Here is a 14,233-nt window from a genome sequence, read left to right on the forward strand (position 1 = left end):
CATTGGCAAGGGTTTAAACAATCACCAAGCCATAAATCAGCAATACGCTGGCGATAATCGTCAGTGGCCATGCCACACTGCCCGGTAAACCGCCACGGACGAAGAACCAGTATTGCACGAAGAACATCGGGATGGATGCGACCATAAACATGCGCAGGCGCAAGCCCGTGACCATGTTCCATTCGGGGAACAGTACCAAACTGATGATCAAAGTCAGGCACAACAGGCCCGCCATGCCCTTGTACCAGATATCGGCATAATCGGAAAACCGCACCGACACGCGAATGAAAATCCAGAACAAAGCCGGGATGGATACAAACACCGCCATCCACAACGCCGTGTTATAGGCGAAGGAATCTTCGAACAGATAGTGCAGGAACCCGCCCCACCCATCGATCCGCCACGCGATGCCGATGATGGAGGCAATGTAGGTCAGGCTGACCACCGGAAGATAACGGCGGACAATAATGTCGTAAAAATCGCGCGGCACAAACCGCGCGTTTTCATCAGGTTGTATATCAAATGATTGTTTTTGCGGGCGACGCGAGAACATTATTTTTTCTTCTTCCCGCCACAGGGGAACGATTCATACAATGCCATCACAACCGCCGGGGCCGCGACAAAGGTATCGTGCTGCGGGTTTTTGTTGAGATAGGCCAGAACCACGGCATGCAAACGGTTCATCGATGTATTGACGGGCAGGCAGAACCGCACCTCGGGTGCCATTTTCATGGACAGCATCAGATTGTGGTAATCGACCACGCCGGAAATATAGGCCTGACACGCCGCATGGCCGCCGCGCACCGCCTCCTTGCCTTCACCATCCACGCCGCAAACATAGCGCAGATAGGCACCGGAAAAACGCGCCCCTTCGGACCGGGCATCGGATGCACCGACGCCCAGAACCGCAACCATCATGGCCGCCCATAAAAGGGTTTTGATGGTTGGAACGGCCATTATTTGCCGTCGCCGGATTTCAGTTGCTGCAAAATGGCAAACGGTGAATCCGCTTTGGTTTTGGCTTCAGCGGAAATCACATATTCTTTACGTTCACGCGGTTCCGGCTTGCCGCCTTTGCCTTTGTTGAATGGCTTGCGATCGCCATGCTTTTTATCGCCGAATTTCTTTTCACCGCCCGGTTTACGGTCACCGTGCGGGCGCTTTTCATGATGTTCACGGTTATGTTCGCGGCGGGGCGGACGGGACTCATTCGCCTTGCCGCGTTTCAGACGGAACGTGGCCAGAACCGGCTTCGCGGCTGCTTCGACTTTGCCCTCTTCTGCTTTGGCTTCCGTTGCATCATCAGCCTTCACTTCGGCAATCAAGGATTCTGCGGTTACTTCAGCCGCCGGAGCGTCCGGTACAGCCGGGGTTTCAGCGGATGCTTCAACCGCAACCGGTTTGTCTTCCACTTTCTTGTGGCCCATTGATTCCAGAACCTTGTACAGGTCAGGAATGGAGCAGCCCAGCCATTCGGCCATTTCGTGTTTGGCCTGAAACTCACCCTTTACGGCGTTGTCGTAAATCGCGCTGATCAAACGATCCAGCATATCGACGCGGATCACGCGACCGCCATAGACCGGGTAGCCGATGGACCGGAAATACACTGGGTCAATCGCGGCTTCGTCAATGATCTTGGAGACCATGCCATCATTCGGCACATCGGCGGGCAAGGATTTATCATGCCACAGCGACCAGAGCAGCGCACGCAGGCGGACCGCCGCCGGTTTGTTCAGCGCGGGCAGGAACACCAGAACGGGGCCCAGACGGATTTTGCGCGCACGCAAGGCCGCGCGATCTTCCGGGGTCAGCGTACCAATCAATTCTTCGACCTGCGCACGCGGGACGATGCCCAGCCCTTCATAAACCTGCCACGCAATGCCGCGCACGGCCGGGGTGATTTTGTCATCTTCGGCTTCCAGCGCTTTCAGCGGTTCCAGCACAGTGGCGATATGGTGGGTGTGCAGCCATTCACGAATATGGTCTGTTACCGCGGCCTTGTCCTGCCCCTGCAGCAAATCGCTGTCGATCACATCGACATCCGGCTTCATCAGGGATGCGCCCTTGCGCACGCGCGCGACTGCTTCACCCGGCAACGGATTGGTTGCGTCCTTTTGCCAGAAAATTTGACCATCATCGGTCAGGCGAAACTGCTTCGGTACGGAATTCAGCATAATCTTTAATCTTCTCTCTATTTCCGGTTTCAGGGCGCTGCGCGCCGCTGTCATCACTGCCTTGCGGTCTGATCCGCCGGCGGCTTCGTCTGGAATAAAACGGAAGGCCTGTAAATGTCCAACCTCGTGCCCTTCGACCACGACGGAGCCATCGCCCCGCACACCGGCCAGAAGAGGACCACCCGATTCCAGCGACCGCATCAACACCGCCGAACGGCGATCAACAAAACGCTGGGTCAGACAATCATGCAGGGCATCGGACAGGCGATCTTCGATCGCCAGTGTTCGTGCCTGCCACGGGGCAGCTTTCTGCAGCCATTCCGATTTATGCGTAATATACGTCCAGGTGCGAATATGTGCAATGCGGGCCATCAGGGAATCGACCTCGCCATCCACACGATCCAGCCGGGAAATGTGGGTTTCCACCCAGTCCTCGGGCAAGGTTCCTCGGCCTTTCAGGTGTAAAAACACCTGTTCAACAAAGGCTTGGTGGGATTCGGACAGGGTTTTGCGGAAATCCGGGATCTGGCACACCTCCCAGAGCAGCTGGATCATCTCCGACCCCTGAACGGCCTGTAAAATGCCCTCCCGCTGGGCCAGATGGGCCAAAGCGGCATAATCATCCGCCGGGCGGCCCCGTTGCAGCAGGCTGGACCCCGACCCCACCTCCAGCGACCGGAGCAGATTCGGAATGGTCGAAAAATCCAGATCGGCGTTCCGCCAGTAGATGAAGGGCAACGGATCAAAGATATGATGCTCGATCGCCTCGACCATATCCGGGTCGAGGCCCGGCACCGGACCCGTGACCCCGAAAGTACCATCGCGGACATGGCGTCCGGCGCGACCCGCAATTTGCGCGATCTCCGCCTTATCCAGCGACCGGATATGCGCGCCATCAAATTTCCGCGTGGCGGCCAATGCAACATGGTGAATATCCATGTTCAAACCCATGCCGATGGCATCGGTGGCGACCAGAAAATCGACCTCGCCGGATTGATACATGTCTACCTGTTTATTCCGCGTGCGCGGGGACAATGCACCCAGCACCACCGCCGTACCGCCCCGGTGCCGCCGGATCAAATCGGCATTGGCGTACACATCATCGACCGAAAACGCCACCACCGCCGTGCGTTTGGGCAGACGGGTCAGTTTTTTGTACCCGCGATAGGTCAATTGCGACAGGCGTGCACGGCTTTCAAATTCGATATTGGGGATCAAAGCCTGCATCAACGGGCGGATGGTTTCCGCGCCCATGAACATGGTTTCAACAATGCCGCGCGACCGCAACAGGCGGTCGGTAAAAATAAACCCGCGTTCCGGATCACCGCACAGTTGAATTTCATCCACGGCCAGAAAATCGAATTTCTGGTCCACCGGCATGGATTCAACGGTGCAGACGTAATAGCGCGCGTGGGGCGGAACAATTTTTTCTTCACCGGTGACCAGCGCCACGGCATGCACGCCCTTGCGTTCCACAATACGGTCATAATTTTCGCGGGCGAGCAGACGCAACGGAAACCCGATCACACCGCTATGGTGCGTCAGCATCCGTTCAATCGCCGTGTAGGTTTTGCCCGTGTTTGTCGGCCCCAGAACGGCCAAAACCCGCCCGGGTGTGCGTACGGCGGTATTTGTTCGCGTCCCTGTCATAATCTCTATTGATATACGATATTTTTCGGGATTATCAGCCGAAAAAGCCCCTTCGCGGGCTATATGCACGGTTTCCTTTCTGCTAGTCTTGCCCCGGTTTTTCCCAATCCATCGGAGTCCGCACCCATGATGACCGCGCGTTTGTTTTCCCTGTCCCTGTTGAGCGTTTTGATGATTTCAACGGCCCCGGCATCCGCCGCCGTGGACCCCGCCGGGGCAGATGCGGTGAAAAAACTGGTGGCCGACTATCTGGACACCCAGAAAAATACGGTCAACGCCGATGGCGACATGACCATGGTGACCAAGGGGGACATTATTGTTAAAGCCGCAGGCGATTATTACGCCACCACCCTGCCGCATATCAGCATTCAGTATGACGATGGCAGCGTCTTTGAAATTGGCACCATCACCGCCAATATCTCGCCGGGCGATGCGCCGAATTTGTGGAAAATGACCTGGGCCCTGCCCCAGCCGATGACGATGATCGGTGCCAACAAAAAACCCGAGGCTCGCGTCACCTTCGACGACCAGGCCCTCAGTGGTGTCTGGCATTCCGACATCAATACCTTCGTGCAATTAAATGCTCGCTACAAAAATATTGTTGCGACCGTTTACGATGAAAAGAATGCCCCCGATGTCACCGTCACCCTGCCGGAGGCGCGTTTCGGGATCAATCTGAAGCAAGGGGCCAACGGCAACTGGTCCGGCCCCAGCCATTACACTGCCAGCAACATCACCGTGGAAAGCCCGCAGGAGCCGGGCTTTGTAAAAATCGGCAAGATCGACGCGATTGGCGAAATTACCGATTTTTCCCCCGCGATGGCCAAGGATTTTGAAGACAAAATCAGCGCCATGAGCGAGAGCATGGCTACCGGTGCCGTGCCCAGTGCGGGTCATGTCCAGGGCATGTATGATCTGGTCCTGAGCTATGTTGGCAATATCTGCGATTCCATGCTTACAAAATTTTCCATGCATGACTTCCAGGTCAACGCCCCTGCCAAAGGGGAAGAGCCGGCCCAAAAATTCAGCCTTCAAACCATCAGCGCCGCCTTTGGCATGAAGGGGTTCCGCAGCAACGATGTCAGCCTGAACATGTCGCTGGATTACGACGGCTTCATGGCTGAGCCAAAGCTGGATCAGTCCGAAACCATCCCAACGGAAAGCCGGATCGATATCACCATTCAAAAAGTCCCGTATAACGAACTGGTCGAGCTCGGCCGTTCAACGTTGAAGAGCAGCATGGAGAGTGGTGCCGGGGCGGAACTGGCCGGCTTGCAAGCCATGATGTTAATTCCGCAACTTCTAACCAATGCGGGAACATCAGTAAATATTAAGGACACAAGCTTTGGCAATGACCTGTACGGTTTAAAAATGAACGGCGATGTCATCGCCAACATGCAGAGCGTTCTGAGCGCCACAGGCAAGGCCCGGATTGAAGTGGCCGGGATTGACAAATTGATCGCGGAGGTGAAAAAGCAATCCGAAACCGCCACCGACCCTGCTGTAAAGCAACAGATGGGCGAAGTTCTGGCCGGATTGACCATGTTGCAAATGGTGGGACAGCAACAACCGGGCACCGATGAAAAGGGGCGCGCCGTGCGCACCTATGACATCGAACTGACCAAAGAAGGTCAGATGCTGATGAATGGCACGGATATGACCACCCTGCCCGGTTTGATGAAACAGCCTTAATCAGGCCAGAAGGTACCCCAACAACGCATTCAACCGCTGCCGCCCGCTGGGCGTGGCGATGATGTGGGTATCGGTTTTGACCAGATACCCCTCACCGACCATGGCCGCGATTTTGACCGGGTCGATGGCGGATGAAAAATCCATACCGCTTTCACGTTCAATGCGCGCGATGGGCACACCTTCATCCAGACGCAAGCCCATCATCACGCATTCATTCAAGCGCGATTCCGCCAGCACAGGTTCAAAATCATGTGACCCATGCCCGGTATCACGCACCCGGTCCAGCCAGATTTCCGGCGCGCGGTGCGCCCGTGTGGCCGTTTTCACGCCATCCAATGTCAAACGCCCATGCGCCCCCGGTCCCACACCAACATAATCGCCATAGCGCCAATAGGTCAGGTTATGGAACGATTCCTGCCCCGGCACGGCGTGGTTGGAGACTTCGTAAGCGGGCAATCCGGCATCCGCCATCATGCTTTGCGTTAATTCATAGAGGTCAGCGGCAGTGTCTTCATCCGGGATTTGAAATTCGCCACGTTGGTGCCGCGTGAAAAATGGTGTGCCGGGTTCGATGGTCAGTTGATAGAGCGAGAGGTGCCCGCCATTCATGGCCAACGCTTCACCCAATTCCGTGCGCCATGCATCCACGGTCATACCGGGGCGCGCATAAATCAGATCGAACGTATAACGATCAAACACCTTGGCCGCGATATCCAATGCGCCCTTTGCGTTTTCAACGGAATGGAACCGCCCGAGGAATTTTAAATCGTCATCGCGCAAGGATTGCACGCCAACCGATACACGGTTGACGCCAGCGGAGCGAAACCCGCGAAATTTTTCAATTTCGATGGACGTCGGATTGGCCTCCAGCGTGATTTCCAAATCGTTGGCGACGTGCCAGTTTTTCACCACCGCATCAATCGCCGCCTGCACCGTTTCCGGTTCCATCAGCGATGGCGTACCGCCACCGAAGAAAATAGACGTCACGCGCCGCCCCCGCGTCAGACCCGCATAATGCTCAATTTCCCGGACCAGCGCGTTGCGCCAATCGGCATGGTCGATGCGCTCACGGACATGGGAATTGAAATCGCAATACGGACATTTGGACGCGCAGAACGGCCAATGAATATAAACGCCAAACAAATCCGATGAATCCGGGACGATCATCATAACGCATCAACCAGCGCGGCAAAGGCGATGGCGCGGTGGCTATAGTTCTTTTTCTCCGCCGGCGTCATTTCACCGAAGGTACGGGTCTCGCCATCGGGTGCAAACATCGGATCATACCCAAATCCGCCAACACCGCGTGCGGGCCAGACCAGCGTGCCATTGACGCGCCCTTCAAACACATATTCCGACCCATCTGGATACACCAGCGCCAGAACGCAGATGAAATACGCCGAACGATCATCACCCGCGCCCAGTTTGTCATGCACGGTTTGCATCGCCATGGCAAAATCTTTGCCCGGTCCGGCCCAGCGTGCGGAATACACGCCGGGGTCGCCATTCAAGGCATTCACGCACAGACCGCTATCATCCGCCAAACATGGCAGGTTGGTGACTTTGGCCGCCGCATGTGCCTTTAACAAGGCATTACCGACAAACGTGGTTTCGGTTTCGTCCGGTTCGGGCAAATTCAATTCGCCCGCCGACACAACATGAATGCCCATCGGGGCCAACATCGCCCCGATTTCGGCAACCTTGCCCGCATTATGCGTGGCCAGAACCAGTTTTTCGATTTTTGGCAAAGCCATGGCGTTTACGCCGCCTTCAACGCTTGCTTCGTCGCCAATTGCAGGGCTTTCAGATCATTGCATCCCTGCTTCGCCAACGACAGCAACGCCATAAATTGGTCTTCGGTAAACGGATCTTTTTCCGCCGTGCCTTGAATTTCAACGATACCGCCATTACCGGTGATAACGAAATTCGCATCCGTATCGGCGGACGAATCTTCGATATAATCCAGATCCAGAACCGGCACACCGTTATAAAGACCGCATGAAATGGCCGCGACAGAATCCGTGATGGGCGATTGTTTCAACGCGCCAATGCGGATCAAATGTTCGCAGGCCATCCACAACGCGACATAACCACCCGTGATGGACGCCGTGCGTGTCCCGCCATCGGCCTGGATCACGTCGCAATCAATCCGCACCTGACGTTCGCCCAACGCCTTCATATCCACAACGGCGCGCAAAGCGCGGCCGATTAAACGCTGAATTTCCTGTGTCCGGCCCGATTGCTTGCCCTTGGCTGCTTCGCGGTCCATACGGCTGGATGTCGACCGCGGCAGCATGCCGTATTCGGCCGTGACCCACCCGGCCCCGGAATTTTTCATCCAGCCGGGAACCTTTTCCTCAACCGTCGCAGTGCACAGAACATGCGTATCACCAAATTTGACCATGCATGACCCTTCGGCATGTTTGGATACGTTCGGGATGATTTCAACAACGCGCAATGCATCGGGGGTCCGGCCGGAAGGTCTGGTCATTCTTTTGGTCCTTTTATAGTGAAACGGAGGGCACTTTAACCATATTCGGTCCATTTTGTCACCCAATCTCCCCTCCCTCCGTCACCCCGGCGCAGGCCGGGGTCCATACGACCTATCCGATGGATACCGGCCTTCGCCGGTATGACGAAAAATGGTAACTTTCGCGGGGATGACAATACCGGAGGGACACATTATTATCCCCCCATGATCCCGGAACTGAACCAACGATCGCGCGATATCTTCCGCTATATAGTGGATTCCTACCTGGCCGGGGGCGACCCGGTGGGGTCGAAGACCATTGCCCAATATATGGATATGAATCTGGGCCTTAGCATCTCCCCCGCCACCATCCGCAACGTCATGGCGGACCTGGAGGAAGCGGGCCTGCTTTACGCCCCCCACACCTCCGCCGGGCGGATGCCAACGCAACAGGGTTTGCGTTTCTACGTCGACGGGTTGATGCAGGTCGGGCATCTGAGCGCGGATGAGCGCCAATATATCGAAACATCCTGCATCCCGTCAGGCCGCTCAGTAAACCAGATATTGGAACAAGCCAGCACAATGATCTCCGGCCTGTCGGGCAGTGCAGGGATTGTCATCGCCCCCAAAACCGACAAACCCATCCGTCAGATTCAATTCGTGCGGTTGAAGGATACACAGGCCTTGGTCGTTCTGGTGATGCAGGACGGGCTGGTCGAAAACCGCGTCATGGATATTGACCGCGACATTACATCATCGGCGCTGGTTATGGCCGCCAACTACCTGAACGATCGCCTAGCGGGGCGCACATTGAGCGATGCACGTTTGTTGATTGAACGCGAAATCGCCGAAAACCGGGCGCAGTTGGATACAATCACCACACGATTGGTCCGCGATGGTATTGCTCTGCCAACAGATAAAAATAACGGTGTCATCATCGTGCGCGGGCAATCCAAATTGCTGGACGATGTGCGCGCAGTCGAAGATTTGGAGAATGCCCGCATCCTCCTCTCCGCTTTAGAGGAACAGGAAACGATGATGCGACTTCTGTCCGCCACACATGGCGCGCAAGGCATTCAAATCTACATCGGCACCGAAAACCAGATGTTCAGCCATTCTGGGTGGTCGATGGTCATTTCGCCCTATCGGTCCGAAGACCGCATTATCGGCGCCATTGGCGTGATTGGTCCCACCCGACTGAATTATGGCCGGGTCATCCCGATTGTGGATTATACGTCCCGCGTGGTCGAGCGGTTGCTGGGGTAACAATCCACAACACATTGAAAACACAGGCCGCCTTAAGGCTGGACACCGATTCGCCCCTGCGATAGCTTCGTGTGGTTTACAACACCGATTCGCCCACGATTTACAACGAGCGGAACAACCATGTTTTTCAACCGTTTTCATCGCGTATTTCTGACCGCCGCTATGCTGATTGGCATGGCGGGCAGCGCCGTGGCCGAAACCGGCAATGTAGTGGACGAAAACGTAAAAACCATCACCCCGCGCACGGTCAGCATCAGCCTGCTGCGCCCCGATGATGGTACGGGCGAAGCCGTCCTGCGCCTGATGGCCCCAGACGCGATCAGCGGCTGCCCGGTCATCGGCCCGTTGAAAACCGAAATGAATGTGAATTCGATTTATCTGGATATCACGGTTGATGGATACACCATTGATCAGAATAATCTGGAGACACATCGCGGCGCCTGCGCCACGGCGCGCCAATATGCGTATGCCGATATTCCGCTGGACCGCGCGCTGCTGCATGGAAACAACGTGGCCGAAATCCGTTTCACCGTGAACAATGACATGGATTATTACACGGTCAATTTGAACGAAGAACGTTTGGAATTGCTGCCCCGCCGCCAAATGCGCGTGAAGCCGGCAGGCGGCGCGGATTCTGCGACCGGGGGCTTAACTTTCTGGTACTATCCGAAAGGCACGATGATTTTATCCATCCCTGCGGCCCCCGCTGGATCGGATATCACCAGTCCTCTGGATCAGTTCGCGGCCCAACACGGGCTAAAACGGCTGGATCGTGCGATGCCGGGCTTTGGCACCATCGCTGGAAAAGCCGGCCAAGCCTACTATATCGATGAGACCGGAGCGTTGGGCACGGTTGTCGGAAAAGATCCGGTGTCCATCGGAACAACTATCATTGATGGCCGCACCGTCGATATCTATGGCCGTCAGCCCGGCATGAATGAATAAGAAAAACAAACAACAACAACGATACGTAAGCAGTACAGACCAATGACCGATCAAAACAACAACACCCCGAACGATCCCGCCAACATCGACCCGCTGGCCCCGACCGCAACAGGTGAAGACACTGGCGCAACGAGTGGTGACGCCGCCCCTGTGGACGAACGCGCCGCGCTGGAAGATGAAATCGCCCGGCTGAAGGATCATGTCCTGCGCGCTTTGGCCGATGCGGAAAACACCCGCAAACGCGCCGCAAAAGAACGCGAAGATGCGACCAAATACGCCGTCACCGGGTTCGCCCGCGATTTATTGTCCGTGGCCGACAATTTGCGCCGTGCGCTGGAATCCATTCCGGAAGAAGCCAAGAACGGCAATGACGAATTGTTTAAAAACCTGCTGGTCGGTGTCGAAGCCACCGAACGCGAAATGCTGCGCGCCTTTGAAAAGAACGGCATTAAAAAGATTGAACCGATCAACGTTCCATTCGACCCGCACCAGCATGAAGTGATGTTCGAAGCCCCGATGCCCGGCAAACCGGCGGGTACGATTATCCAGCTGGTCGAAGCAGGATATGTGTTGAATGACCGCCTGCTCCGCCCCGCCCGTGTGGGCGTTTCCCGTGCCGTTGATGGCGGCGATGGCCCGGATTCCGGCCCGGGACATATTGATAAAACTGCGTAATTTTTAAATACTTGCACTCAGGGTCGATTTTACGTAAATTCTGACCCCTAAGGGATATATTATGGTATCAAAATCCGGTAAAAAGGGTGGGCCCCGGTCCACCCGCAGCGCGACGCGCCCGGCCAGCGAGCAAGAAAAAATCTTTAAAATGCTCGATGAACTGGCCGACAACGACCCCGATCTGGTTGATCGGGCAACGGATGCCGCGCGCGACCCGGACACGGGCCGCACCTATCTGCGCGATGTGACCGATAATATCCTGAAGGAATCCAACCCGGCTTTAAGCGCGACACTCAGCGCCGCATCCGCCTTTATCGACGCCACCCGCGTTCCGGTGAACGAGCCACAGGACCTGCCCCACTTTCATATCATTCTGGCCCATACGGCCGACGACCAACGCGCCGCCAGCCGTATTTTCAATTCGGCGTCCAGCCGCCTGAACGCCATGATCCGGCTGGCCAGCACACGCGAAAGCACAGATATCGGCCCGGTTTTACAGGCCCTGATCCCGATGGCCGAATACGCCATTAACAAGGCCATACAAAATTACAAAGCCACGCCCCAACTGAATTAACACGCTGAATTAAACGGAGAATGGACATGTCGACGCACAGCGCTTCAACCAACGACCTTTTTGACAGCCTGCCGAGCGCATCCATCTTGAAAAAACTGGACGAAAAATGTCCGGGGGCGAAACTGGCCGTTCTGGACCGTGCCGAAAAAATTCAAAAAGAACGCCACGCCGCCGAAATGAATGCGCCGAAGCCGCCATTGAAAAAACGCATCACGGATGTTTTCAAATCCATCGCCCGCAGTTTCTCCGAAGGCATGACCATGTACCCCGGCCCGCATTACGGCCCGGAATATTCCGGACGCGCCACAAAGGACCGGATGGAAGCGTATGAAAGCCTGCGCACCCGGAATGTGATCCAGGCCATTCGCGGCGACATCGCCAACGTCGGCGACGACCTGCGCGCGGCCATTCGGGCCGAAATGGTGGCCCGCAAGGTCACCGTTAAGGATCTGGGCCTGACCCGGGCGGAAATCGTCGATTTGCACCTGGTGACAGCCAAAACAGCCCCGAAAACCGGCCCATCCCCACAATAACGGCTCCATCCACAGCGATCTTCACAAAAGGCGGGAAAACCCCGCCTTTTTTACACAAAAAATCAAGGGATTCCGGGGGCATCAGGTCTGGTCAGCCCCCCTCTTTGTGCTATATTCCCTCTCTGTAAAGCCTGACATTCAGGTCTTAAGGGAATGAGGGCGGCGCTGCCTGGCGGGCTGCCCTTTGCATTTGCCAACTTAAAGTGAGGAAAGAATGAGCAAAATTATCGGTATCGACTTGGGCACCACCAACTCCTGCGTGGCCATTATGGATGGCAAGGACCCCCGGGTTCTGGAGAACGCAGAAGGCACCCGCACCACCCCGTCCATGATCGCATTCACCAAAGACGGTGAGCGTTTGGTGGGTCAGCCGGCGAAACGCCAGGCGGTCACAAACCCGGAAAAAACACTGTACGCGGTCAAGCGCCTGATCGGCCGCCGTTTCGACGATCCGCAAGTCCAGAAAATGGCCAAAACCGCCCCGTTCAAAATTGTGAAGGGCGATAACGGCGACGCATGGGTCGAAATTGATGGCGAAACATTCGCCCCGGCCCAAATTTCGGCCATGGTTCTGCAGAAGATGAAAGAAACGGCGGAAAGCTATCTGGGTCACGAAGTGACGCAAGCGGTGATCACCGTTCCGGCCTACTTCAACGACTCGCAACGCCAAGCCACCAAAGACGCTGGTAAAATCGCTGGTCTGGACGTGTTGCGTATCATCAACGAACCGACAGCGGCTGCACTGGCCTATGGTCTGGACAAGAAAAATTCCGGCATCATTGCCGTGTATGACCTTGGCGGCGGTACGTTCGATATTTCCATCCTGGAAATCGGCGACGGCGTCTTCGAAGTAAAATCCACCAACGGGGATACGTTCCTGGGCGGTGAAGATTTCGATGATCGCATCATCCATTACCTGGCCGATGAATTCAAAAAAGAACAAGGCATCGACCTGCGCAGTGACAAGCTGGCCCTGCAACGTTTGAAAGAAGCGGCAGAGAAAGCAAAGATCGAATTGTCGTCCACCACGCAGACGGAAGTGAACTTGCCGTTCATTACCGCTGATGCGTCGGGCCCGAAACACTTGAACGTGAAAATGACCCGCGCCAAGCTGGAAAGCCTGGTCGAAGATCTGGTCAAACGCACGATCGACCCGCTGAAAGCCGCATTGAAAGATGCTGGCCTGAAAGCATCTGACATCGACGACGTTGTTTTGGTCGGCGGGATGACCCGTATGCCGAAAATCATCGAAACGGTGAAGGACTTCTTTGGCAAAGAACCGCACAAGGGCGTGAACCCGGATGAAGTCGTGGCCGATGGCGCCGCGATTCAGGGTGGCGTCCTGCAAGGTGATGTGAAGGATGTTCTGCTGCTCGACGTCACCCCGCTGTCGCTGGGGATTGAAACGCTGGGCGGTGTGTTCACCCGTTTGATCGACCGGAACACCACCATCCCGACGAAAAAATCTCAGGTCTTCTCCACTGCGGAAGACAACCAAAGCGCCGTGACCATCCGCGTGTTCCAGGGGGAACGCGAAATGGCCGCGGATAACAAATTCCTGGGTCAATTCGATCTGGTTGGTATTCCGTCCGCACCGCGCGGCATCCCGCAAATCGAAGTCACGTTTGACATCGACGCGAACGGTATCGTGCACGTGACGGCCAAAGACAAAGCCACAGGCAAGGAACAGAATATCCGTATCCAGGCCAGCGGCGGGTTGTCCGATGCGGACATCGACCAAATGGTGAAAGACGCCGAAGCCAACGCGGAATCCGACAAAAAACGCCGTGGCGTTGTCGAAGCCCGCAACCAGGCCGAGGCCGCCATCCACCAGACGGAAAAAACCATGTCCGAACTGGGCGGGGATATTCCGGCGGATGAAAAATCCAATGTTGAATCCGCCCTGGCCGACCTCAAGGCCGTGCTGGACACCGAAGACCAAGCTTTGCTGGAAGAAAAAACGCAAAGCCTGATTCAGGCCAGCATGAAGCTGGGCGAACTGGCGTACCGTCGTGCACAGGAACAATCAGCGGGCACGCCGGACAATGACGGCGCAGACACATCCGCGAAAGCCGATGCACCGAAATCGTCCGATGACGACATTGTCGACGCCGATTTCCTGGAGCTGGACGACGAAGACGACAAGAAAGCCAGCAAGTAACACACAATAAGACACAGCGCAGAGGATAAACGGATCACAATCCCTCCTCTGCGCTGTTCTTTTCTGAACGTCCGAAAAACCTTGTGGTTAGAA

General features: G+C 55.9%; 13 protein-coding genes. 7 read left to right on the forward strand and 6 right to left on the reverse strand.

The window, feature by feature from the left end; genetic code table 11:
* Positions 1 to 13 precede the first annotated feature (13 nt).
* From MICA_RS08255 to MICA_RS08265, 3 genes are read right to left on the reverse strand one after another with little or no spacing between them, the layout of a single operon-like run.
* Positions 14 to 553: a hypothetical protein gene (locus tag MICA_RS08255; protein WP_014103280.1), complete on the reverse strand. Its 540-nt coding sequence runs from the start codon at positions 551 to 553 to the stop codon at positions 14 to 16.
* Positions 553 to 957 carry a Rap1a/Tai family immunity protein gene (locus MICA_RS08260; RefSeq protein WP_014103281.1) on the reverse strand — a complete coding sequence of 135 codons (405 nt, stop codon included), beginning with the start codon at positions 955 to 957 and terminating at the stop codon, positions 553 to 555. Before MICA_RS08260 ends, MICA_RS08255 begins: the two co-directional genes overlap by 1 nt.
* On the reverse strand, positions 957 to 3,824 hold the full coding sequence (locus tag MICA_RS08265; RefSeq protein WP_236619885.1) for a helicase-related protein: 2,868 nt from the start codon (positions 3,822 to 3,824) through the stop codon (positions 957 to 959). Before MICA_RS08265 ends, MICA_RS08260 begins: the two co-directional genes overlap by 1 nt.
* 126 nt (positions 3,825 to 3,950) lie before the next feature.
* Between MICA_RS08265 and MICA_RS08270 the strand changes: the two genes are divergently transcribed.
* A complete protein-coding gene (locus MICA_RS08270) occupies positions 3,951 to 5,516 on the forward strand; it encodes a hypothetical protein (RefSeq protein ID WP_014103283.1) in 1,566 nt (521 codons plus the stop codon).
* Here MICA_RS08270 and hemW read toward each other — a convergent pair whose 3' ends face one another.
* Genes hemW through rph form a run of 3 tightly spaced genes read right to left on the reverse strand, consistent with a single transcriptional unit; the run spans position 5,517 to position 8,007 of the window.
* A complete protein-coding gene (gene hemW, locus MICA_RS08275; RefSeq protein WP_014103284.1) occupies positions 5,517 to 6,686 on the reverse strand; it encodes a radical SAM family heme chaperone HemW in 1,170 nt (389 codons plus the stop codon).
* Positions 6,683 to 7,270 carry an RdgB/HAM1 family non-canonical purine NTP pyrophosphatase gene (rdgB, locus tag MICA_RS08280; RefSeq protein ID WP_014103285.1) on the reverse strand — a complete coding sequence of 196 codons (588 nt, stop codon included), beginning with the start codon at positions 7,268 to 7,270 and terminating at the stop codon, positions 6,683 to 6,685. Before rdgB ends, hemW begins: the two co-directional genes overlap by 4 nt.
* 5 nt (positions 7,271 to 7,275) lie before the next feature.
* Positions 7,276 to 8,007 (reverse strand): ribonuclease PH, encoded by a 732-nt coding sequence (rph, locus tag MICA_RS08285; protein WP_014103286.1) that lies wholly within the window; start codon positions 8,005 to 8,007, stop codon positions 7,276 to 7,278.
* Positions 8,008 to 8,211: 204 nt separating this feature from the next.
* Between rph and hrcA the strand changes: the two genes are divergently transcribed.
* The 6 genes from hrcA (at position 8,212) to dnaK (ending at position 14,140) form a co-directional block, all read left to right on the forward strand.
* A complete protein-coding gene (gene hrcA, locus MICA_RS08290) occupies positions 8,212 to 9,252 on the forward strand; it encodes a heat-inducible transcriptional repressor HrcA (RefSeq protein ID WP_041794507.1) in 1,041 nt (346 codons plus the stop codon).
* Positions 9,253 to 9,372: 120 nt separating this feature from the next.
* The gene (locus MICA_RS08295; protein ID WP_014103288.1) at positions 9,373 to 10,197 is read left to right on the forward strand and encodes a hypothetical protein; all 825 of its coding nucleotides are present in this window, start codon (positions 9,373 to 9,375) and stop codon (positions 10,195 to 10,197) included.
* Between the two features lie 42 nt (positions 10,198 to 10,239).
* Entirely contained in the window at positions 10,240 to 10,872 is a 633-nt protein-coding gene (gene grpE, locus MICA_RS08300; RefSeq protein WP_014103289.1) for a nucleotide exchange factor GrpE, read from the forward strand.
* Between the two features lie 61 nt (positions 10,873 to 10,933).
* Entirely contained in the window at positions 10,934 to 11,446 is a 513-nt protein-coding gene (locus MICA_RS08305; protein WP_014103290.1) for a hypothetical protein, read from the forward strand.
* Between the two features lie 26 nt (positions 11,447 to 11,472).
* Positions 11,473 to 11,979, forward strand: a complete 507-nt coding sequence (locus MICA_RS08310) for a hypothetical protein (protein ID WP_014103291.1) — start codon at positions 11,473 to 11,475, stop codon at positions 11,977 to 11,979.
* Between the two features lie 214 nt (positions 11,980 to 12,193).
* Positions 12,194 to 14,140, forward strand: a complete 1,947-nt coding sequence (dnaK, locus tag MICA_RS08315) for a molecular chaperone DnaK (RefSeq protein WP_014103292.1) — start codon at positions 12,194 to 12,196, stop codon at positions 14,138 to 14,140.
* Positions 14,141 to 14,233: the final 93 nt, after the last annotated feature.

This window comes from Micavibrio aeruginosavorus ARL-13 (assembly GCF_000226315.1).
Lineage (GTDB): Bacteria > Pseudomonadota > Alphaproteobacteria > Micavibrionales > Micavibrionaceae > Micavibrio > Micavibrio aeruginosavorus_B.